A 20,052-nucleotide genomic window follows, 5' to 3' on the forward strand; every position below is an offset into this window, starting at 1 on the left:
CGTTCGGGTAACGCTTCGAAGCATGCCAGGATCGACATGGGCCATAGGAAGGATACGAGCAGTCTAACGCCGCTCCGTGCGGCGGGCTTTGCCGTATCCATGGCTCTGACGGTAGGCGTTCTCCTTGCTCCCCAAGCCGCATTTGCGCAGTCGACGCCGGCCCCAAACAGCTCGATACGCTCGTCCACTACGCTGCCTGCTGCGGCGACCGAGGATGAAGGCGATATCCCAAAACCGTCTGACGGCACCACGTCAGCGGCTGATAATGCAGCGCAAGGAACCACCGCCGCCGCCATTGCAGCGCCCGATCAGAAGCCGAGCGATGAAACCACCGGGGCGATCCTTGATGAGGACATGATACGCCTCAACACGCGCGAGGCGCCGCTCGACGAGCGGCTGCCGCCCCGCAAGCCGGAGCCGAACCCGGCAACCGAGGAAACGCCCGGCATCCGCATCGGAACCTTCGTGCTGCGCCCCACCGTCACCCAGAGCATCAACACCGAGACGCAGAAGGATGGCGGCGTCAAGCAGACGCGCGCGTTCCTCGAAACCGACATGCACACGACGCTGACGTCGGACTGGGCCTTGCACCAGCTCTTGGTGACCACCGAAGGCGCCTGGCAGAAGAACGTCAGCGGCGAAGGCGAAGAACAGCCTGATTTCAGGATCTTCGGCGATCTGCGCCTTGATCTTGCGCAGGACACGACGGCGCACATGAGCGGCGGCTACCATTTCTACCGCGAAGACACCGATGATCCCAATGCCGTGCAGAACGCGGACAAGCAATCGGACGTCCAGGAATTCAGTGCCGGCGCCTCGATCGAGCGCGACTTCGGCATCCTGCGCGGCAGTACCGGCATCGGTCTGAGCCGCGCGATCTATTCCGACGCCACGTTGTCGGACGGCACCACTATTTCACTAGGCGACCGCAACCAGACCAGCGGCACGATCCGCGGCCGTATCGGCTACGAGCTTTCTCCCGCGCTCATCCCCTTCATCGAGGCCAATGTCGGCACGACGGTCTATGACGAGAGAGTTGATTCCGCTGGCTACCGGCGGTCGGGGGATAGCTATGGCGCCAAGGTCGGCGTCGAGCTAGATATGGGCGAAAAGCTTCGCGGCGAGGTTGGCGTCGGCTACGAGACGGCCACCTTCGACGATCCGCGCCTTTCGAATATCGACACGGCCGTGGTGGACGCTCAACTCCTTTGGTCGCCGCTCAGAGGCACCGACGTTAACATCGGCCTGTTGACAAGCATCAACCCATCGACGACCGCCGGTGAATCCGGCTACGTTTCCCATGCCTTGGCGACGGGCCTCACGCATCAGCTGCGTGATAACCTGACAGGCACGGTGCTTGGCGGTATTACATTCCGCGATTACCCCGCGGATAGCTCGACCAGCGACGAAACGGTCTATACCACCAGCGCCGGTCTGATCTGGAATATCAACCGCTACCTCGATCTGACCAGCACGATCGGCTACGAACTGACGGCTCGCAAGACGAGCAGCGACTCCGAGCAGTGGCGAGCCGGTGTCGGCCTCAAACTGAAGCGCTGAAACGAAATCCGCCTCCAAGTGGGAGACTTGAAGGCGGACGCAATTCGCTTAAGCAGCGGGCCTGCTTCAGAGGCCCTTCAGCAGTTCCTTGAAACCGCCCTCGACGGTTGGGCGGATGTCGGCACGCTCCAGTGCGAACGCTACGTTCGCCAGGATGAAGCCGTCCTTGGCGCCGCAGTCATAGGTCGTCCCGCGGAAGTGATAGCCTGCAAAGGCCTGGTCCTTCAGCAGCTTCAGCATGCCGTCGGTAAGCTGGATCTCGTTGCCGGCACCGCGTTCCTGCGTCTCGAGGATCTTGAAGACCTCAGGCTGCAGGATGTAGCGGCCGTTGATGAAGTAATTCGACGGCGCTGTACCCTTGGCCGGCTTCTCGACCATGCCGGTGATGCGGAAGCCATCCCCGATCGCCTCGCCGACGCCGACGATGCCGTATTTGTGGGCCTGATCGGGCGCGCACTCTTCGACAGCGACGATGTTGCCGCCGCTCTGGGCATAAAGATCGATCATGCCCTTCATGCAGCCCTTGCCTTCGCTTTTCATGATCATGTCGGGCAGCAGCAGCGCGAAAGGCTCATTGCCAACGATCTCGCGGGCACACCAGACGGCATGGCCGAGACCGAGCGGCTCCTGCTGGCGGGTGAAGCTGACCGTACCAGCCTTGGGAAGTTGGCCGGCAAGCAGGGTCATTTCCGCCTGCTTGCTGCGCTCGCGCAGCGTCTGCTCGAGCTCGAAGTGGATATCGAAGTAGTCTTCGATAATGTGTTTGTTACGACCGGTGACGAAAACGAAATGCTCGATGCCCGCTTCCAAAGCCTCGTCGACCACATACTGAATGATCGGTTTGTCGACGACAGTCAGCATTTCCTTCGGCACGGCTTTCGTGGCCGGGAGAAAGCGAGTCCCGAGACCCGCAACCGGAAATACAGCTTTGCGAACTTTTTTATGCTCTGCCACACAATCCTCCTGCGATGATTACACCGCTTGAAATAAAAGGCATTTTTGATTGGACTAGATGAGATTTGCTACCGTTTTGCAAATGGTGACTGCGTTCCTGCGTCATGGTAAAGAATTTGTTGACTTCGTTCAGGTAGTCTCAGGCCTGAGCGGAACTTCGCGCTCTGCTGTGCCTGAAACGAAAGGACGGATGACCGCCGATGACTCAAAATCACAGAAACTCCCTTCGTGGTCTTGCTATCGTACTCATCGTGACCGCGTCCGCCGGTCTGGCTCCCCTCAACGCGAAAGCCGATCAGCGGTTCCAGAAGTGGATCGCGGACTTCTACCAAACTGCCGCTCAAAATGGCATCAGCAAGGCAACATATCGCAAAGCCTTCTCAGGCGTCAGCGATCCGGACCCGACCGTGCTCGAGAAGGCAACCTATCAGCCTGAATTTACAACGAAAATCTGGGACTACGTGGATTCCCGTGTAAATCCGTACACGGTTCAGATCGGCCGTCAGATGGCTGCCAAGCATGCCTCGACACTGAATGCGATCCAACGCCAATTCGGTGTGGACAAGACGATTCTCCTCGCCATCTGGTCGATGGAGTCCAACTATGGCGCAGTTCTCGACAAGGATGACCGCCTGCATTATGTGCCGCGCGCTTTGGCGACGCTCGCCTACGCCGACGAACGCCGCGCGAAATTCGCCAAGAAGCAGCTGATCGCCGCACTGAAGATCCTGCAGAACGGCGATATCTCCCCGGATGGCATGACCGGCTCCTGGGCGGGCGCCATGGGCCATACCCAGTTCATTCCGACAAGCTACCTGCTCTACGCGGTCGACGCCGACGGCAACGGTCATCGCGACATCTGGAACTCCGTGCCCGATGCCCTGGCGACATCGGCCAACCTGCTGATGAAGAACGGCTGGGACGCGGGCAAGACCTGGGGGTACGAGGTCGTCGTACCGCCGAACGCGCGAAAGCAGGTCGGTAAGACTCACTCGCTGGCGCAGTGGGCCTCCCTCGGCCTGACACGGCCCAACGGCAAGGGCTTCCGCGAAGGCGGCAGCAACGCCGTCCTCAAGATGCCGGCTGGCGCCGATGGCCCGGGCTTCCTGATGACCAGCAATTTCTTCACCATCAAGAACTACAACGCCTCGGACAGCTATGCGATCGCCGTCGGGCTGCTGGCGGACGAGATCGCCGGCTATGGCGGCATGAAGCAGCGCTGGCCCCGCCCGGGTGGCACGCTCGACGTCAAGGAGAAGTTCGAACTGCAGACGCGCCTGAAGACGCTCGGCTATTATGACGGCGAGGTCGACGGCAACTTCGGCAGCGGATCGAAGGCAGCCATTGCGGCGGTCCAGGCCCGTATTGGAATGCAGCAGGACGGCGAGCCATCGCTGCCGCTCTTGAACGCGCTTCGCAAATAAGAAGAATAAATCGACGACATGTATCTTGGGGTGTGGACGCGCCTTCCTGCTCCATGCGAGAATGCCGGCAGATGCGAGGCTGCTGACTATGCGTAAACGAGTAAACCGGGCAACGCGCTGCTGGGGTGCGATCGGCGCCGCGACACTGGTGCTTGTCTTCAGCGCGCTGCCGGTACACGTGGCTGATGCGCAGGAGCGCTATTACTATCGCCGCTCCATTCTCGACTTCTTCCTTGGTCGTCGCTACATCCAGGAATATCCGCGACAGGCACCGTCTCAGAACGCGCCGCAGCGACAACCTGCGCCGAAGAGGAAGGCGGCGCCGAAGGCGGCCGCAGCGCCACGCCCAGCCGCTCCCGTGGTCGTTGAAGAGAAGGTAGTCGAGAAACTTGTCAACGCTCAGAAGATCCTTGTCGTCGGCGATTTTCTCGCCGGCGGTCTTGGCGTCGGCATGGATGCGGCGTTCAAGGATTCTCCCGGCATCCTCATCGAGACGCACAGCAACGTCGCCTCCGGTCTGGTGCGAGACGACTACTATGATTGGCCGCAACAGCTGACAAAGTTCATGGACGAGGCGAAGCCCGCCATGGTCATCGTTATGCTTGGCGCGAATGACCGCCAGCAGATGGTGACGGATGTAGGCAAGGAAAAATTCAGGACCGACGGCTGGTATGTCGAATATCAGCGCCGTGTCGTAGACTTCGGCAAGCAGGTCACCAGCCGCAAGATCCCGCTCCTGTGGGTCGGCCTGCCGGCCTTCGATTCGCCTGCGATGACGGCCGATGCAGTGCAGCTCAACCAGCTGTTCCGCAAGCAGATGGAGAGCGTCGGCGGCGAGTTCGTTGACATCTGGGATGGCTTCGTCAGCGAAGGCGGTGAATTCATTGTCACTGGCTCGGATATCAACGGCCAGCAGGTGCGCCTGCGCACGTCAGACGGAATCAACTTGACCGAGGCCGGCCGGCGCAAGCTCGCCTTTTATGTCGAGAAGCCCGTGCGCCGCATCCTCGGCATTCAGGCAAGCCCCGACCTCGTCCGGCTTGACACGGGCAATGCGCCCACGCTCGACGCTCTCGCAACACCGGGCCGGACCGAACCGATCAGCCTGTCCGACCCGAACCTCGATGGCGGCGCGGAGCTTCTCGGCGGCAGAGCCCTGCCGGTCAGCGTGACCAAGTCACCGCGCGACATGCTGGTTCAGGACGGCGAGATGGCGCCTCCCCCCGCCGGCCGCGTCGATGACTACCGCATGACGCCGATGAAGCCCGCGGCGCAGGTTTCCATCAAATAGGCAACGTCAGGCGAAAGCCCGTCCTTGATCTCAGCGGCGGACTTGGCTGCTGCTCGTTTTGTGAAACTGACCACCCGTGCGGAAACCTCCGCCCTAGCGAGCACCCGACAGCGCAGACGGAGACAAACGTCATGCAATCACAAATGCCGATTGATCACGGCGCGTGGCCCGCTTGGCATCCCGCGGAACTGGCAGCCCGGCTGAGCGCTGTCTCAAGGCGGTGGTGCATTGTTGGCGGATGGGCGCTCGACCTTTGGCACGGGCATCAGACCCGCGAGCACGAGGACCTGGAATTTACCATCCTGCGGCAAGATTTCGGCATCTTTCGCGATGCTCTGAAAGGCATGGAATTCGATACCGCTGGAGATGGCGTTGTCGAGTACCTGCCAGCAGACGAGGAGCCACCGGCAGCAATCTCGCAGATATGGTGTCTGGACATGGAGGAGCGGCGCTGGCGCGTCGACATGATGATCGAGCCGGGAACGCTCGACACCTGGATCTACAAACGACAACCTGCCATTTCCCGCCCGCGCGACGAGATGGTCGATACGACGGCTGAAGGTATTCCCTATTTGAAGCCGGCTGCCGTCCTTCTGTTCAAGGCGAAATACGGACGCCCCAAGGATGAAATCGACTTCGAGAGGGCCTTGCCGAGGCTGCCGGTTTCGAAACGTCGGTGCTGAAAACCTCGCTTGCGGCATGCCACCCCGGCCACGAATGGTTGAAGGGCCTGCAAGAGCCGCCGATGACGCTCGCGCAGTAGTGATCCGGAGTCCATGGAATGAAAAGGGCCGCACAAAGCGGCCCTAACTCCATTCATCAAACGGCATTGCTTACCGCGGTAGAACCGTCGAGCCCATCAGGGCTTCATCGATGGCGCGGGCGGCCTGGCGGCCTTCGCGGATCGCCCAGACGACCAGCGACTGGCCGCGGCGAACGTCGCCTGCCGTCCAGAACTTGTCGACCGAGGTCTTGTAGTCGCGGTCATTGGCAACGACGTTGGTCGAGCCGCGGCGGTCGGTATTGAGCGTCAGCTTACCGTCGAGCTCCTTCAGCACACTGTCCTTGAACGGACCACTGAAGCCGATCGCGATAAAGGCGAGGTCGGCCTTGATGATGAATTCCGTGCCCGCGATCGGCTTGCGACGCTCGTCGACTTCGCAGCACTTCACGCCGGTCAGCACGCCATCTTCGCCGACGAACTCGAGCGTTGCAACCTGGAACTCGCGAATGGCGCCTTCCGCCTGTGAAGACGAGGTGCGCATCTTCGTCGCCCAGAACGGCCAGACGGCGAGCTTGTCTTCCTTCTCCGGCGGCTGCGGGCGAATGTCGAGCTGGGTAACCTTCACGGCACCCTGACGGAACGCCGTGCCGACGCAGTCGGACGCGGTATCGCCACCGCCGACGACGACGACATGCTTGGCGCCTGCAAGGATCGGGTCAGACGCCCAGCCGACGCTGTCGATGTTTTCGCGGCCGACGCGCTTGTTCTGCTGCACAAGGTACGGCATCGCATCGTGGACACCGGCAAGCTCGATGCCCGGAATGCCTGCTTCGCGGGGCGTTTCCGAACCGCCGCAATAGAGCACGGCATCACAATCCGAAAGCAGCTGCTCGACCTTCACGTCGACGCCGACATTGACGCCACAATGGAAGGTGACGCCCTCGCCTTTCATCTGCTCGACGCGGCGATCGATGAAGTTCTTCTCCATCTTGAAATCAGGGATGCCGTAGCGCAGCAGGCCGCCGGGCTTCGACTCGCGCTCGTAGAGGTGAACGTCGTGGCCGGCGCGGCCGAGCTGTTGCGCAGCCGCCATGCCGGCAGGGCCGGAACCGACGATCGCCACCTTCTTGCCCGTGTGCACCGTGGCCGGCTGCGGGCGGATGAAACCGAGCTCGTAGGCCTTGTCGGCGATCGCCTGCTCGACCGTCTTGATCGCAACCGGCGTGTCTTCAAGGTTTAGTGTGCACGCTTCCTCGCAGGGGGCGGGGCAGACGCGGCCGGTGAATTCCGGGAAGTTGTTGGTCGAATGCAGGTTCTGGATCGCCGCTTCCCAGTTGTTGTTATAGACGAGGTCGTTCCAGTCAGGAATCTGGTTGTGCACCGGACAACCGGTCGGCCCATGGCAATAGGGGATGCCACAGTCCATGCAGCGCGCTGCCTGTTTCTGTACTTCCTGGTCCGACATCGGGATCGTGAATTCGCGGAAATGCCGGATGCGATCCGAGGCAGGCTGATACTTCGCCACCTGCCGGTCGATTTCCAGAAACCCTGTGACCTTACCCATATTTTCGTCCCTTACACTCATGACCGCCTCGCCTGCGGCCAGTTGTCCATCGTCAGCCTCGACAGCGGAGGCAGGTTGCTTCTTTCGACCGTCATCAAGCATATCCCTTGAGTGCCATCCACGCGTCTGCGCTGCCTTAGGCTGCTGCCGATCTGTGGGTCATTGAGATACTTCGGTCATCCGCCGCGCCGGCGTTCACCAGCGCAACGGAAGTAAGCGTAATTACTCGGCCGCAATTCCCATGCGGGCGCGTTCCATTTCTTCCAGGGCACGGCGGTACTCGACCGGCATGACCTTGCGGAACTTCGGACGGTAGTCGACCCAGTTGTCCAGGATCTGCTTGGCGCGGGTCGAACCCGTGTAGTGCAGATGGTTGGAGATCAACTGGTAGAGACGCTCTTCGTCGTGGCGCGTCATGTCACCCGAAACGTCGACGCGTCCCTTGTGCATGAGGTCGCCGCCGTGGTGATGCAGCTTCTCCAGCATGTCGTCCTCTTCCGGAACCGGCTCGAGTTCGACCATCGCCATGTTGCATCTTTTGGCAAAATCGCCGGCTTCGTCGAGCACATAAGCCACGCCGCCGGACATGCCGGCCGCAAAGTTGCGGCCCGTTGAGCCGAGTACGACGACGACACCGCCCGTCATGTATTCGCAGCCGTGGTCGCCCACGCCTTCGACGATGGCGATCGCACCGGAGTTGCGGACCGCGAAGCGCTCGCCCGCGACACCGCGGAAGTAGCACTCGCCTTCGGTCGCACCGTAGAGCACGGTGTTGCCGACGATGATGGAGTCTTCCGCGACGATCTTCGAATTCTCCGGCGGCCGGACGATGATCTTGCCGCCCGACAGGCCCTTACCGACATAGTCGTTGCCGTCACCGATCAGGTTGAAGGTGATGCCGCGCGCTAGGAAGGCGCCGAACGACTGCCCGGCAGTGCCCCTGAGCGTCACGTTGATCGTGTCGTCCTTGAGGCCGCGGTGGTTGTAGCGCTTGGCGACTTCCCCGGAGAGCATCGCACCGGCCGAACGGTCGACGTTCTTGATGTCCACTTCGAAGGCAACCGGCGTCTTCGAGGTCAGCGCCGGCTGCGCCTCCTCGATCAGCTTGCGGTCAAGAATGTCGTCGATCGGGTGCTTCTGGCGGGTCGTCCAGTAGGTTGCATCCTTCGGCGCCTCGACCTTGTGGAAGATGCGGCTGAAGTCGAGACCCTTGGACTTCCAGTGCGCCAGCATTTCGTCCTTCTCGAGCAGCTCCGAAGCGCCGATGATGTCATCGAGCTTGGTGAAGCCGAGCGAGGCGAGGATTTCGCGCACTTCGTTGGCGACGAAGAAGAAGTAGTTGACGACGTGCTCGGGCGTGCCCTTGAAGCGCTTGCGCAGAACCGGGTCCTGCGTGGCAACGCCGACAGGACAGGTGTTCAAATGGCACTTGCGCATCATGATGCAGCCGGCAGCGATCAAAGGTGCCGTCGCGAAGCCGAATTCGTCGGCGCCGAGAAGCGCTCCGATGATGACATCGCGGCCGGTCTTCAGGCCGCCGTCGACCTGCAGGGCAATGCGCGAGCGCAATCCGTTCAGCACCAGGGTCTGCTGGGTTTCGGCAAGGCCGATTTCCCACGGGCTGCCGGCATGCTTCAGCGAGGTCAGCGGCGATGCGCCGGTGCCGCCATCGAAGCCGGAGACCGTGATGTGGTCGGCGCGCGCCTTGGCAACGCCGGCCGCAACCGTGCCGACGCCGACTTCCGAGACGAGCTTGACCGACACATCCGACGTCTGGTTGACGTTCTTCAGGTCATAGATCAGCTGCGCCAGATCTTCGATCGAATAGATGTCGTGATGCGGCGGCGGCGAGATCAGGCCGACACCCGGAGTCGAGTGGCGGGTCTTGGCAACCGTCGCGTCAACCTTGTGGCCAGGAAGCTGGCCGCCTTCGCCGGGCTTGGCACCCTGCGCCACCTTGATCTGCAGCATATCGGCATTGACCAGATACTCGGTCGTGACACCGAAGCGTCCCGATGCGATCTGCTTGATCGCCGAGCGTTCCGGGTTCGACGAACCATCCGGCAGCGGCATGTAACGGTCGGATTCTTCACCGCCCTCGCCGGTGTTGGACTTGCCGCCGATCCGGTTCATGGCGATCGCCAGCGTCGTGTGTGCCTCGCGGCTGATCGAGCCGAAGGACATGGCACCCGTCGAGAAGCGCTTGACGATATCGACCGCTGGCTCGACCGCGTCGACCGAGACCGGCTTGCGACCGATCTCTTCGGCGCTCTTGATGTTGAAGAGGCCACGGATCGTGTTCATGCGCAGCGCCGAGGTGTTCACCATCTCGGCGAACTCGCGGTAGCGGTCTTCGGCATTGCCGCGAACGGCATGCTGAAGCGTTGCGACCGCATCCGGCGTCCAGGCATGGCTTTCGCCGCGCATGCGGTAGGCATACTCGCCCCCGATGTCGAGCGTCGTCGCCAGCAGCGGATCCTTGCCGAAGGCGGAGGTGTGACGCGCAACAGTCTCTTCGGCGATCGCGGCGAGATCGACGCCTTCGATCATCGTTGCCGTGCCGAAGAAGTACTTGTCGACCAGCTCCTGCTGCAGGCCGATCGCATCGAAGATCTGGCCGCCGCAATAGGACTGATAGGTCGAGATGCCCATCTTCGACATGACCTTGAGGATGCCTTTGCCGACCGCCTTGATGTAGCGGTAGACGACTTCGCTGGCGTCGACTTCCTTCGGGAACTCGCCCTTGGCATGCATGTCGAGCAACGTGTCGAAGGCAAGGTAAGGGTTGATCGCTTCGGCGCCATAGCCTGCGAGCAGGCAGAAGTGGTGCACTTCGCGCGGCTCGCCGGTTTCGACGACGAGACCGACCGAGGTGCGCAGCCCTTTACGGATCAGGTGATGGTGCACGGCAGCCGTCGCCAGCAGCGCGGGAATGGCGATGCGGTCCGGGCCGATCTGGCGGTCGGAGAGCACGATGATGTTGTAGCCGCCCTTGACCGCGGCTTCGGCGCGCTCGCAGAGACGGTCGAGCATTTCGGGCATGCCTTCGGCGCCGCGTTCGACATCATAGGTGAAGTCGAGCGTCTTGGTGTCGAAGCGGTCTTCCGTATGACCGATCGAGCGGATCTTTTCCAGATCGCCATTGGTCAGGATCGGCTGGCGCACTTCCAGGCGCTTGGCGTTCGCCATACCCGTATGGTCGAGAATGTTCGGACGCGGTCCGATGAACGAGACGAGGCTCATGACGAGCTCTTCGCGGATCGGGTCGATCGGCGGGTTCGTGACCTGCGCGAAGTTCTGCTTGAAGTAGGTATAGAGCAGCTTCGACTTTTCCGACATCGCCGAAATCGGCGTATCCGTGCCCATCGAACCCACGGCCTCCTGACCCGTGGTCGCCATCGGCGACATCAGGATCTTGGTGTCCTCGGTCGTGTAGCCGAAGGCCTGCTGGCGGTTGAGCAGTGAAACGTCGCGGCGCAGCGCACGCGGCTCGACCGGCTTCAGGTCTTCGAGGATCAGCTGCGTGCGATCCAGCCAGCTGCGATAGGGATGTTTGGTGGCAAGCTCGGACTTCACTTCCTCGTCGGAAACGATCCGGCCCTTTTCCATGTCGATCAGCAGCATCTTGCCCGGCTGCAGGCGCCACTTCTGGACGATGTCCTCCTCCGGCACCGGCAGCGTGCCGGCTTCAGATGCAAGGATGACGCGGTCGTCATTCGTGACAAGATAGCGAGCCGGACGCAGGCCGTTGCGGTCGAGCGTCGCGCCGATCTGCTTGCCGTCGGTGAAGGCGACAGCCGCCGGTCCGTCCCACGGCTCCATTAGCGCAGCGTGATATTCGTAGAATGCCTTGCGCTCGGCCGCCATCGACTGGTTGCCCGCCCAGGCTTCCGGGATCAGCATCATCACGGCATGCGCCATGGAGTAGCCGCCGCGCACGAGGAACTCGAGGGCGTTGTCAAAACAGGCCGTGTCGGACTGGCCTTCATAGGAGATTGGCCAGAGCTTGGAGATGTCGTCACCGAAGAGCGGCGAAGAAACCGAGGCCTGACGTGCCGCCATCCAATTGACGTTGGAGCGCAGCGTGTTGATTTCACCGTTGTGGGCAACCATGCGGTAGGGGTGCGCCAGCTTCCACGACGGGAAAGTGTTGGTGGAGAAGCGCTGGTGCACGAGGGCAACCGCGGACTCGAAACGCGGATCCGACAGGTCCTTATAGTAAGCCCCCACCTGGTAGGCCAGGAACATGCCCTTGTAGACAACGGTCGCCGACGACAGCGACACCGGATAGAAGTTGCTCTCCTCGCCATCAAACTCGTCGTAGATGCGGTTGGAGATCACCTTGCGCAGCGTGAACAGGCGACGCTCGAACTCGTCGTTGGTCGCAGCATCCTTGCCCGCACCAATGAAGACCTGCACATGATGCGGCTCGGTCGCGGCAATCTCGGGCGCCTTGGAAAGCGAGGAGTTGTCGACGGGCACATCGCGGAAGCCGAGGAAGACCTGACCTTCCTCGACGATGACGTCCTGGATCACCTTCTTGAAGTGCGCGATCTGCTTTTCGTCGCGCGGCATGAAGATGTGACCCATGCCGTATTCGCCGACCTTCGGCAGCGTGATACCCTGCCTGGCCATTTCCTCGCGGAAGAAGCGGTCCGGGATCTGCACGAGGATGCCAGCACCGTCGCCCATCAGCGGATCGGCGCCGACGGCACCGCGGTGCGTCAGGTTCTCGAGAATAAAAAGACCGTCCTTGACGATCTGGTGCGATTTCTGACCCTTCATATGGGCGACGAAGCCGACACCGCAGGCATCATGCTCGTTGCGCGGGTCGTAAAGTCCCTGTTTTCGCGGCAGGCCGGAGGCGAATTTACGCGTATTGGCCGTCGCACGCGTCGTTGCCGCTGCGAACTGGTCAAAACCCGTGGATGGCGTCTTCGTCATCATTCCCTCCTGTCAGAGCCCGCGAGCTGCGGGCGGCTTCTTGTCCCGCGTCGCCCCTGATCCTAGGTTCGGCGCGTGACAGCTCTGTTGCATTATCGAAGATCCGGTCGCCGGCGGCAGGCTCTCCAGGGAAAGCAACCGTTGCGCTCCCGCGCCTGCCATCCGCCTCCGCACGCGGGCTTCTGCCCGCATTTGAAGAACTATAGCGTGAAACCCCACGAGTGTAAGGTTTTTTGGCGCCTCTTCGGCCATCGCGGCCAAAATAGGACAGCAACCCTGTCCTAATTCACTCGATCTATGCCAGAAACATCCCGCCCGCGCAAGAGCGTTGAATCAAAAAATCGTCGATTGGCGACAGAATATTACCACATAGGTAGACATCGAGACATAAAATTACGCAACTCCGCATTATTTTGTTTATTGATTGCTTAGGTCAATTTTTGTGATGGATTCCACGCCGCCCCTTTGACCCGCGCAGGCGATAGCGTAATGTCGCCGCCCGAACCTGATCCCCACCACGTCCCAAGCGGTCTCCTTTCATGTATTTTGCATCCGACAACTGGGCAGGCGCCCATCGATCCATCGCCGAACGTCTGCTCCGGGAATCCGACGGCTTTGCCGCGGCCTATGGCGCAAGCGATCTCGATCGGCGCGTCGAGCGACGCTTTGCCGAAGTCTTCGAGCGCGAGGTCGCGGTGCTGTTCGTCGGCACAGGCACGGCGGCGAACTCGTTGTCGCTTGCCAGCGTCCAGCGCCCCGGCGGAATCACGTTTTGCCATTCCGAAGCGCATGTGATCGCCGACGAATGCGGCGCACCCGACTTCTTCAGCGGCGCCCGCCTGCTCGGCGTTCCCGGTGCAGAAGGAAAGATCGATCCGGCAAAACTCAAGGAGAAGATTGCAGCCTTCCCGCAGACCGCCGTACAACACGGGCGGGCAACGGCTGTGACGATCACCCAGGCAACGGAGGCCGGTACGGTCTACACGCTGTCGGAAATCGACGAAATCGCCGCAATCGCCCGGAGAGATAAGCTACCCCTCCACATGGACGGTGCACGCTTTGCCAACGCCCTCGTCTCCCTCGGTGCAAGCCCCGCTGAGATGACCTGGAAGCGCGGCGTAGACATGCTGTCCTTCGGCGGCACGAAGAACGGTTGCTGGTGCGCGGAGGCAATCGTCTTGTTCAATCCGGAACAGGCCAAGGAGATGCCGTTCATCCGCAAGCGTGCGGCCCAGCTTTTCTCCAAGTCACGCTTCATCGCCGCCCAGTTCGATGCCTATTTCGAGAACGATCTCTGGCTCGACCTTGCTCGCCATGCAAACGGCATGTCCGACCGCCTGCGCGCCGGCATTGACGCAAGCAACTCGGCTCGCCTCGCGTGGCCGACCTCGGCCAACGAAGTCTTTGCAGTCATCCCGAAGAGCGCGGCCAAAACCGCCGAGGAGAAGGGTGCGAAATTCTACGAGTGGCCAGTGCCGCCGGCAACGCCCGAGCTCGTCGGCCCAGGTGAGACGCTGGTCCGACTGGTTACCAGCTTTGCGACGACAAAGGCAGACGTCGATGGCTTCCTGGGCTGCCTCGCGGACTGAGTTGTCGGGCTCAATTCTGATGCCCCGTGACGGCGGATTGCGGCTTGCCGCTGTCCGTCGTTTTCGCGTCGTGTCCGGCCACGACAATCAGCATCACACAGGCAACCAGCCCGGATACGAAGAGTATGCCATACGTCATCGGTCCGTTCTCCTTGCCCCGAAGATCGACCATCAAGCCGGGGAGCCTAGACGCCGAACCTAACCAGATGCCTAAGCTACAGGGTTGAGAGCGTCTTAAGATGGTAGGCGGCCCGTTAACTTTTGCGGCAAAAGCCGAACGAAAATTGCGCCCGCGTGAAGCGTTGTTGCGGGATGGGCGTGGTTGATATCCGATGCCCTGGCCACCCCGCCGCAGCCGCGCTATCACGGGGGCACCGGTCTGAAATCGGAAAACAGCGAAGGAAACCCGAATGGAAATCCGTCCTGAACAGCCAAGCGACATCGCGGCGATCCGTCAGATAACAAAGGCGGCATTCGCGTCGATGGAATATAGCAGTCAAACAGAAGCAGAGATTGTTGACGCTCTCCGCGAAGCGGGCGCATTGACGGTCTCGCTCGTCGCGGTCCAGGATGGTGCCGTTCTAGGGCATATCGCGTTTTCGCCGTTGCGATCGATGGCCAAGACAAGGGCTGGTTTGGACTTGGACCGGTCTCGGTCAGGCCGGACCGTCAAAAAGAGGGCATTGGCGGCAAGCTCATTCGCGACGGCTTATCGCGGCTTACCAATGTCGGAGCCAGAGGCTGCGTCGTTCTCGGCGATCCTGGCTACTACAGGCGCTTCGGCTTCCAGAATGACGCCAATGAGGCGGCGCCTGCGGAATATTTCATGCACTTGGCGTTCGACGGCCACACGCCTGCGGGCAAAGTCAGCTATCACGACGGCTTCAGTGCCACTTGATAGGGAAGCCGAGGTCTTGAAGACAAGATCGCCCTCTCCATCGCGCATGTTGGGAAACTGGCTTCGCGACTGTTCGTCCGGCGGCTGACAGCCGTGTCATGCGTTGGCGCGAAGGCTACGCACCTTACCAAGAATATCATCCGATAGGGCTGAAACCAGTGCTTGGTCCGCCCCTTTTCGCGGCACCAGCACAAACTCGACATCCTCGAGCACCGGCAGCTGGCCTTTGCCAATCTCCTTCAACCCTGATGGCGCCATGCTGCGTGGCTGCACCAGAACACCCATCCCCGCCCGCGCTGCCGCCGTCAGTCCGCTGAGGCTGCCGCAGGTGCAGACGATCCGCCAGGCGACCTGGCTGCGCCCCAACGCTTCGAGTGCAATGCTGCGCGTCACGCTCGGCGGCGGGAAGGCGATCAATGACAGGGGCCCACCGCTCAACACCTGCTCGGGATCGCGCGCCAGCCAGACGAGTGGCTCGCGATAGACCAGCCGCCCGCGGGCATCGCCGAGCCGGCGCTTCGCCAGCACGAGGTCGATCTCGCCATTGTCCTGCATCTCGTAGAGCGTCCCGGAGAGCGCCACCGTCAATTCGAGATCGACCGATGGGTGCGAGCGGACGAAATCCTCGAGCACTGCCGGTAGCTGGCTGGTCACGAAGTCTTCCGACACGCCGAGCCGGAGATTGCCGCGCAGCTTCTGTCCCCTGAATTGCGATTGAACCTGTGCCTCGATCGCCAGCATCGCCCGCGCATGGCTGAGCAGCGCCTCGCCGTCGGTCGTCAGCAGCACCTTGTGGGTGTCGCGCGCCAGCAACCGTCGTCCGACGGCGCTTTCGAGCCGCTGGATGTGCTGGCTGACGGTCGATTGGCCGAGCCCGAGCCTTTCGGCGGCAAGCGTGAAGCTTCCCATCTGTTCGACGACAACAAAACTGCGCAGTTGCGTAAGATCAAGCATGGCAATCCAGAAATGCGATAACTGTTATTCCTTGCATCCTGTATCATAATGGAAGAAACACAAATGATCTACTGATCTCCATGAGTGTCCGCCATGCGCCGTTTTCTACCCGATAACTTTACGATGCTACTCGTCTGCACCGTCATCCTCGCCTCGCTGCTGCCGGCCAAAGGCGCTTTTGCCGGCTATTTCGGGATCGCGACGAACCTGGCGGTGGCCCTTCTCTTCTTTCTGCACGGCGCACGCCTGTCGCGCGACGTCGTGATCGCCGGCCTGCTGCACTGGCGGCTTCATCTCGTCATCCTGCTGACGACGTTCGGACTTTTCCCGATCCTCGGCCTCGGCCTCGGCTTCGTGCCTGAATGGATACTGCCGAAGCCGCTCTATCTCGGGATCCTCTATCTGAGCGTTCTGCCATCGACGGTGCAGTCGTCAATCGCCTTCACCTCGATGGCGGGTGGCAACGTCCCGGCAGCCATCTGCTCGGCATCGGCGTCGAACATCTTGGGCATGTTCCTGACACCGCTGCTGGTCGGGCTGCTGTTTTCCGTCGGCGGTCATGGCGGCTTTTCGTGGAACGCGCTGCAGCAGATCCTTCTCCAGCTGCTGCTGCCCTTCGTCGTCGGCCAGTTGCTTGAGCCGTGGATCGGCGGCTGGATCCGCGCGAAGAAGAGGCTTCTGATGCCTGTCGACCGCGGCTCGATCCTGATGGTGGTCTATCTCGCCTTCAGCACGGCGGTCGTCGAGGGTCTGTGGCACACCTTCTCGATCGGCGACATCGCCGCAGTCATTGTCGCCGACACAGCACTGCTCGCCTTCGTGCTGTGCTTCACCATGTTTGGCAGCCGCCTCCTCGGCTTCAGCAAGGCCGACGAGATCACCATCACCTTCTGCGGCTCGAAGAAGAGCCTCGCCAGCGGCGCGCCGATGGCGAGCGTCATCTTTGCCGGGCAATCGGTCGGGGCGATCGTGCTTCCATTGATGCTGTTCCACCAGATCCAGCTGATGGTCTGTGCCGTGATCGCGCAGAAATATGCGGCCAGAGCAGCGCACCACATTACCGAAGAGGAAGCCGAGGAAGCGGCAAGCCCGGCCTGACATTGGACGACAAAAAGGCGGCGCTCACACGAGCGCCGCCTGCATGATTGGCCTGGGAGGATCGATTTAGTTGGCGACCTGCGCCTCGATGGCCTTCGGCGCGCTGACCGGCTCAGCCGCAATCGCGATCTTGCGCGGCTTCATGGCTTCCGGAATGCTGCGAAGCAGGTCGATGTGGAGCAGACCGTTCTTCAACGAAGCGGCGGTGACCTCGACGTGATCGGCAAGCTGGAAGCGGCGCTCGAAGGCGCGCTTGGCAATGCCGCGATAGAGGAACTCGCTGCCTTCCACATTGTCTTCGCTCTTTTCACCCTTGACGGTCAGAGCGTGGGCCTGTGCCTCGATGAAGATTTCGGTCTCATCAAAACCAGCAACGGCCATGGTGATGCGATAGGTGCTCTCGCCGGTACGCTCGATATTGTAGGGCGGATAGGTCTGGCCCTGGTCAGGCTGACCGAGACTGTCGAGCATGGTAAAAAGACGGTCGAAACCGACGGTCGAACGATAAAGGGGAGAGAAGTCTACGTGACGCATGATGTCCTCCTGAGGAAGCGACGTGTTGCGATAATTGCCCCTGAAACCCCTTGATCGGCAGCTTCGGGACGGGTGGACAGGCCCGTTTGGCGCCTGCAGGAATGAGATGGGGATGGCTTTTGCGCAGTTCAAGACCCCGGCGCAGGACCGCCCTCACGTTGCGTGAACCGCATATGAATAGCCGGTTCGGAAGCCATTCATGAGTGGAGGATTAGGAATCATGCCCATCGGGTGACACTGGCCCGACGGCTGGAGTGTATCGTCCCTTCGTCTTCAGCCCGATCTCCAGCCGGCATCGCGGAACCTCACGTTCCGCATGCCGGTCTTTTTTTGAACGGTTGAGTTCGAAGACGACGACAGCCCGTCGCGTGTCAGACCGACAGCTCCTTGGCACGCGCGTTGATCTTTTCGCAGGCATCCTCGAATGGGTGGCGCGTCGGCACCCAATGCGAAGCGCCAAGCAGGAGAAGCGCCTTCAAATGCGTCCAGCCGCCTTCCTCGCCGACAACCGGCGCATAAGACGTCATCGGACCGCGCTCCTCACCGGCATAAAGGCGTTCGTACTCCGCGAAATTGGAGAAGTTTTCGTGACTGTTGTCCGAGGGATGGAAAGTCTCGGCCGCAGCGCCTTCAGCAAGGATGACTTCATGCGTATCGAGCAGGACGGCATAGTACTCGATCGACCTGTCGTTGGCAGGAACGACTGGCGCGATCGTCGTGCCGTTCACGAGGTCCTTGACGCGGATCAGAACACCGTTCAGGAGCAGCGCATGGCCAGGCGACAGGTAGAGATCGGAATGTGGCGTATGCTCATCCAGCGCATGGCGCGAGACTCGGACCGGCACGACGCCGTCATGCCAGCGCGCGCCACTCCTCTTGAAGACTTGGCGACCGACCCACTTGATCCGCCGTATATCCCCATCCGGAAGCGCAACGCGATCGCCGATCCGAAGATCCTCGACACGTTTTTCACCGCAATCCGTGAGGATCGATGTCCCACGCAAGAAGCAATGCGCACCACCGCCGCCACCAGAGTTGCCATTCCCGCTGCCACCAGAATTGCCATGCCCGCGTCCACCAGAACCACCGCGCCCCCAACGCCTGCCCATCGCGTGCGCAGGGGAAGAGGAAACTGCCATGGCGATGGCCGCAACGCTTGCGAAACGAGCACCGGCGGCGGCGGCCACACCCAGAAAATGCCTGCGCGCGGTATTGCCTGGCAGCTTTGGATCTTCCGTCGACAACATGCTGGCTTCCTTTGAAAAGAGTAATACTGCTCCATGGTACAATAAGTTGCATTGCATTGAACTTCGCAGAATAGCGCTAATGCCTACTCAAAAGGGAGTATACGAAGGCTGCCACGAGCCACACCAGCTCAAGACGTTTGCACAGTGGTGACAGGATTCAACGTTTTGCTCTACCGCAGGTTGGCACCGCATCTTTCTTTCATTTGACATGGCGATCGCCTATCAGCTTTACTCGACAGGCGAATCCGGAAGGACACGATCGATCAGCCATGGAACCAGTCCTTTTCTCGACCCCCAACAATCCGATACCGGAGAACCGCACGGAAGGCTTCTTCGAGACCCATGATGGCCATCGGCTGCGCTATGCCGTCTTCCGCTCTGATGCGCCGGTAGCGAAGGGCACCGTCGTCCTCCTCCAGGGCCGCAACGAATATATCGAGAAGTATTTCGAGACGATCCGCGACCTGACGGCCAGTGGCCTCTGGGTTGCAACATTCGATCTGCGCGCCCAGGGTGGCTCCGACCGGCTTCTGAAGAATCGCCACTACGGTCATGTCCGCCGCTTCATCGATTACGAGCACGACCTCGACACGTTTCTCGAGAAGATCGTGCTGCCGGATACCCGCCTGCCCTTCTTCATCCTCGCGCATTCGACCGGAGCGTTGATCGCGATGTCCGCCGCCCCCTACCTCTCGACGCGCATCGAGCGCATGGTGCTGACAGCCCCGTTTATCGGCCTCTCGGGCCAGGCAGCGTCGGAAGGTACGATCCGCGCGCTCGCTGGGGTCGCCTGTTCGCTCGGTCTCGGCTCGTTTCCGCTGACGCGCAAGCTCAAGGAACAGCCGTTCCGCGACAACCCTCTGACATCGGACCAGACGCGGTTCGAGCGCAACGCTGGTGTTGCCGCGGCCCATCCGGAATTGACGCTCGGGCCCCCGACGGCACGCTGGCTGCACGATTCGTTCCTAACGATCGACCGCGTGACGTCACCGAACCATCTGTTCTCGATCACCATTCCGACGGTCGTCATCGCGCCGACGCGCGACGAGATCGTGCCCTATATCGCGCAGGAGCGTATCTCGCGCTATTTCCGCGCCGCCCAGTTCGTCCCGATCAACGGCGCGCGGCATGAGGTGCTGCAGGAACGCGATGTCTACCGCAAGGCAGCGCTTGCAGCCTTTCACGCCTTCGTTCCCGGTAGCGATGCCGAGGCCGTCGAGGAAGTCGAAGGTTTTGGCACCTAGCCCGGCCGCTATCTGACGACCTCGGCA

13 protein-coding genes and 2 pseudogenes are annotated in these 20,052 nt (G+C 61.3%); 8 read left to right on the forward strand and 7 right to left on the reverse strand.

Annotation, left to right across the window (positions count from 1 at the left end; translation table 11 throughout):
- Window positions 1–36: 36 nt before the first annotated feature.
- A complete protein-coding gene (locus tag LPU83_RS55940) occupies window positions 37–1,560 on the forward strand; it encodes an outer membrane beta-barrel protein (protein ID WP_024318212.1) in 1,524 nt (507 codons plus the stop codon).
- Window positions 1,561–1,626: 66 nt separating this feature from the next.
- Here the strand turns inward: LPU83_RS55940 and galU are convergent, their stop codons facing one another.
- Entirely contained in the window at window positions 1,627–2,514 is an 888-nt protein-coding gene (galU, locus tag LPU83_RS55945; protein ID WP_024318213.1) for a UTP--glucose-1-phosphate uridylyltransferase GalU, read from the reverse strand.
- A gap of 200 nt (window positions 2,515–2,714) precedes the next feature.
- On the opposite strand from galU, the gene LPU83_RS55950 reads away from it, so the two are divergent.
- From LPU83_RS55950 to LPU83_RS55960, 3 genes and pseudogenes are all read left to right on the forward strand, one after another.
- On the forward strand, window positions 2,715–3,938 hold the full coding sequence (locus LPU83_RS55950; RefSeq protein WP_024318214.1) for a lytic murein transglycosylase: 1,224 nt from the start codon (window positions 2,715–2,717) through the stop codon (window positions 3,936–3,938).
- A gap of 61 nt (window positions 3,939–3,999) precedes the next feature.
- Entirely contained in the window at window positions 4,000–5,229 is a 1,230-nt protein-coding gene (locus tag LPU83_RS55955; protein WP_024318215.1) for an SGNH/GDSL hydrolase family protein, read from the forward strand.
- A 131-nt stretch (window positions 5,230–5,360) separates the two neighbouring features.
- A pseudogene (locus tag LPU83_RS55960) lies at window positions 5,361–5,992 on the forward strand (nucleotidyltransferase domain-containing protein).
- Between the two features lie 70 nt (window positions 5,993–6,062).
- On the opposite strand, the gene LPU83_RS55965 reads toward LPU83_RS55960, so the two are convergent.
- Both LPU83_RS55965 and gltB read right to left on the reverse strand, forming a co-directional pair.
- Complete coding sequence (locus LPU83_RS55965; protein ID WP_024318216.1) at window positions 6,063–7,517, reverse strand: glutamate synthase subunit beta; 1,455 nt, start codon at window positions 7,515–7,517, stop codon at window positions 6,063–6,065.
- 222 nt (window positions 7,518–7,739) lie between these two features.
- Complete coding sequence (gltB, locus tag LPU83_RS55970) at window positions 7,740–12,464, reverse strand: glutamate synthase large subunit (protein WP_024318217.1); 4,725 nt, start codon at window positions 12,462–12,464, stop codon at window positions 7,740–7,742.
- Window positions 12,465–13,000: 536 nt separating this feature from the next.
- On the opposite strand from gltB, the gene LPU83_RS55975 reads away from it, so the two are divergent.
- On the forward strand, window positions 13,001–14,050 hold the full coding sequence (locus LPU83_RS55975; RefSeq protein ID WP_024318218.1) for a threonine aldolase family protein: 1,050 nt from the start codon (window positions 13,001–13,003) through the stop codon (window positions 14,048–14,050).
- A 10-nt stretch (window positions 14,051–14,060) separates the two neighbouring features.
- Here the strand turns inward: LPU83_RS55975 and LPU83_RS75175 are convergent, their stop codons facing one another.
- The gene (locus LPU83_RS75175; RefSeq protein WP_258579757.1) at window positions 14,061–14,189 is read right to left on the reverse strand and encodes a hypothetical protein; all 129 of its coding nucleotides are present in this window, start codon (window positions 14,187–14,189) and stop codon (window positions 14,061–14,063) included.
- A 271-nt stretch (window positions 14,190–14,460) separates the two neighbouring features.
- On the opposite strand from LPU83_RS75175, the pseudogene LPU83_RS73125 reads away from it, so the two are divergent.
- Window positions 14,461–14,948 (forward strand): annotated as a pseudogene (locus LPU83_RS73125) (GNAT family N-acetyltransferase).
- Between the two features lie 96 nt (window positions 14,949–15,044).
- Here LPU83_RS73125 and LPU83_RS55980 read toward each other — a convergent pair.
- On the reverse strand, window positions 15,045–15,902 hold the full coding sequence (locus LPU83_RS55980; RefSeq protein ID WP_024318220.1) for a LysR substrate-binding domain-containing protein: 858 nt from the start codon (window positions 15,900–15,902) through the stop codon (window positions 15,045–15,047).
- Window positions 15,903–15,995: 93 nt separating this feature from the next.
- Between LPU83_RS55980 and LPU83_RS55985 the strand changes: the two genes are divergently transcribed.
- A complete protein-coding gene (locus LPU83_RS55985) occupies window positions 15,996–17,000 on the forward strand; it encodes a bile acid:sodium symporter family protein (RefSeq protein ID WP_024318221.1) in 1,005 nt (334 codons plus the stop codon).
- Between the two features lie 66 nt (window positions 17,001–17,066).
- Here LPU83_RS55985 and LPU83_RS55990 read toward each other — a convergent pair whose 3' ends face one another.
- The gene (locus LPU83_RS55990; protein ID WP_024318222.1) at window positions 17,067–17,534 is read right to left on the reverse strand and encodes an Hsp20 family protein; all 468 of its coding nucleotides are present in this window, start codon (window positions 17,532–17,534) and stop codon (window positions 17,067–17,069) included.
- Between the two features lie 371 nt (window positions 17,535–17,905).
- Entirely contained in the window at window positions 17,906–18,781 is an 876-nt protein-coding gene (locus LPU83_RS55995) for a Hint domain-containing protein (protein WP_037070053.1), read from the reverse strand.
- A 269-nt stretch (window positions 18,782–19,050) separates the two neighbouring features.
- Between LPU83_RS55995 and LPU83_RS56000 the strand changes: the two genes are divergently transcribed.
- Entirely contained in the window at window positions 19,051–20,025 is a 975-nt protein-coding gene (locus LPU83_RS56000) for an alpha/beta fold hydrolase (protein ID WP_024315904.1), read from the forward strand.
- Window positions 20,026–20,052: the final 27 nt, after the last annotated feature.

The organism is Rhizobium favelukesii (genome assembly GCF_000577275.2).
In the GTDB taxonomy this organism is placed as follows: domain Bacteria; phylum Pseudomonadota; class Alphaproteobacteria; order Rhizobiales; family Rhizobiaceae; genus Rhizobium; species Rhizobium favelukesii.

Bases quoted from the DNA above. Each gene is read 5' to 3' on its own strand.
- LPU83_RS55940 (WP_024318212.1), top strand. From the start codon at position 37: ATGGGCCATAGGAAGGATACGAGCAGTCTAACGCCGCTCCGTGCGGCG.
- LPU83_RS55950 (WP_024318214.1), top strand. From the start codon at position 2,715: ATGACTCAAAATCACAGAAACTCCCTTCGTGGTCTTGCTATCGTACTC.
- LPU83_RS55955 (WP_024318215.1), top strand. From the start codon at position 4,000: ATGCCGGCAGATGCGAGGCTGCTGACTATGCGTAAACGAGTAAACCGG.
- LPU83_RS55965 (WP_024318216.1), bottom strand. From the start codon at position 7,517: ATGGGTAAGGTCACAGGGTTTCTGGAAATCGACCGGCAGGTGGCGAAG.
- gltB (WP_024318217.1), bottom strand. From the start codon at position 12,464: ATGATGACGAAGACGCCATCCACGGGTTTTGACCAGTTCGCAGCGGCA.
- LPU83_RS55975 (WP_024318218.1), top strand. From the start codon at position 13,001: ATGTATTTTGCATCCGACAACTGGGCAGGCGCCCATCGATCCATCGCC.
- LPU83_RS75175 (WP_258579757.1), bottom strand. From the start codon at position 14,189: ATGACGTATGGCATACTCTTCGTATCCGGGCTGGTTGCCTGTGTGATG.
- LPU83_RS55980 (WP_024318220.1), bottom strand. From the start codon at position 15,902: ATGCTTGATCTTACGCAACTGCGCAGTTTTGTTGTCGTCGAACAGATG.
- LPU83_RS55985 (WP_024318221.1), top strand. From the start codon at position 15,996: ATGCGCCGTTTTCTACCCGATAACTTTACGATGCTACTCGTCTGCACC.
- LPU83_RS55990 (WP_024318222.1), bottom strand. From the start codon at position 17,534: ATGCGTCACGTAGACTTCTCTCCCCTTTATCGTTCGACCGTCGGTTTC.
- LPU83_RS55995 (WP_037070053.1), bottom strand. From the start codon at position 18,781: ATGTTGTCGACGGAAGATCCAAAGCTGCCAGGCAATACCGCGCGCAGG.
- LPU83_RS56000 (WP_024315904.1), top strand. From the start codon at position 19,051: ATGGAACCAGTCCTTTTCTCGACCCCCAACAATCCGATACCGGAGAAC.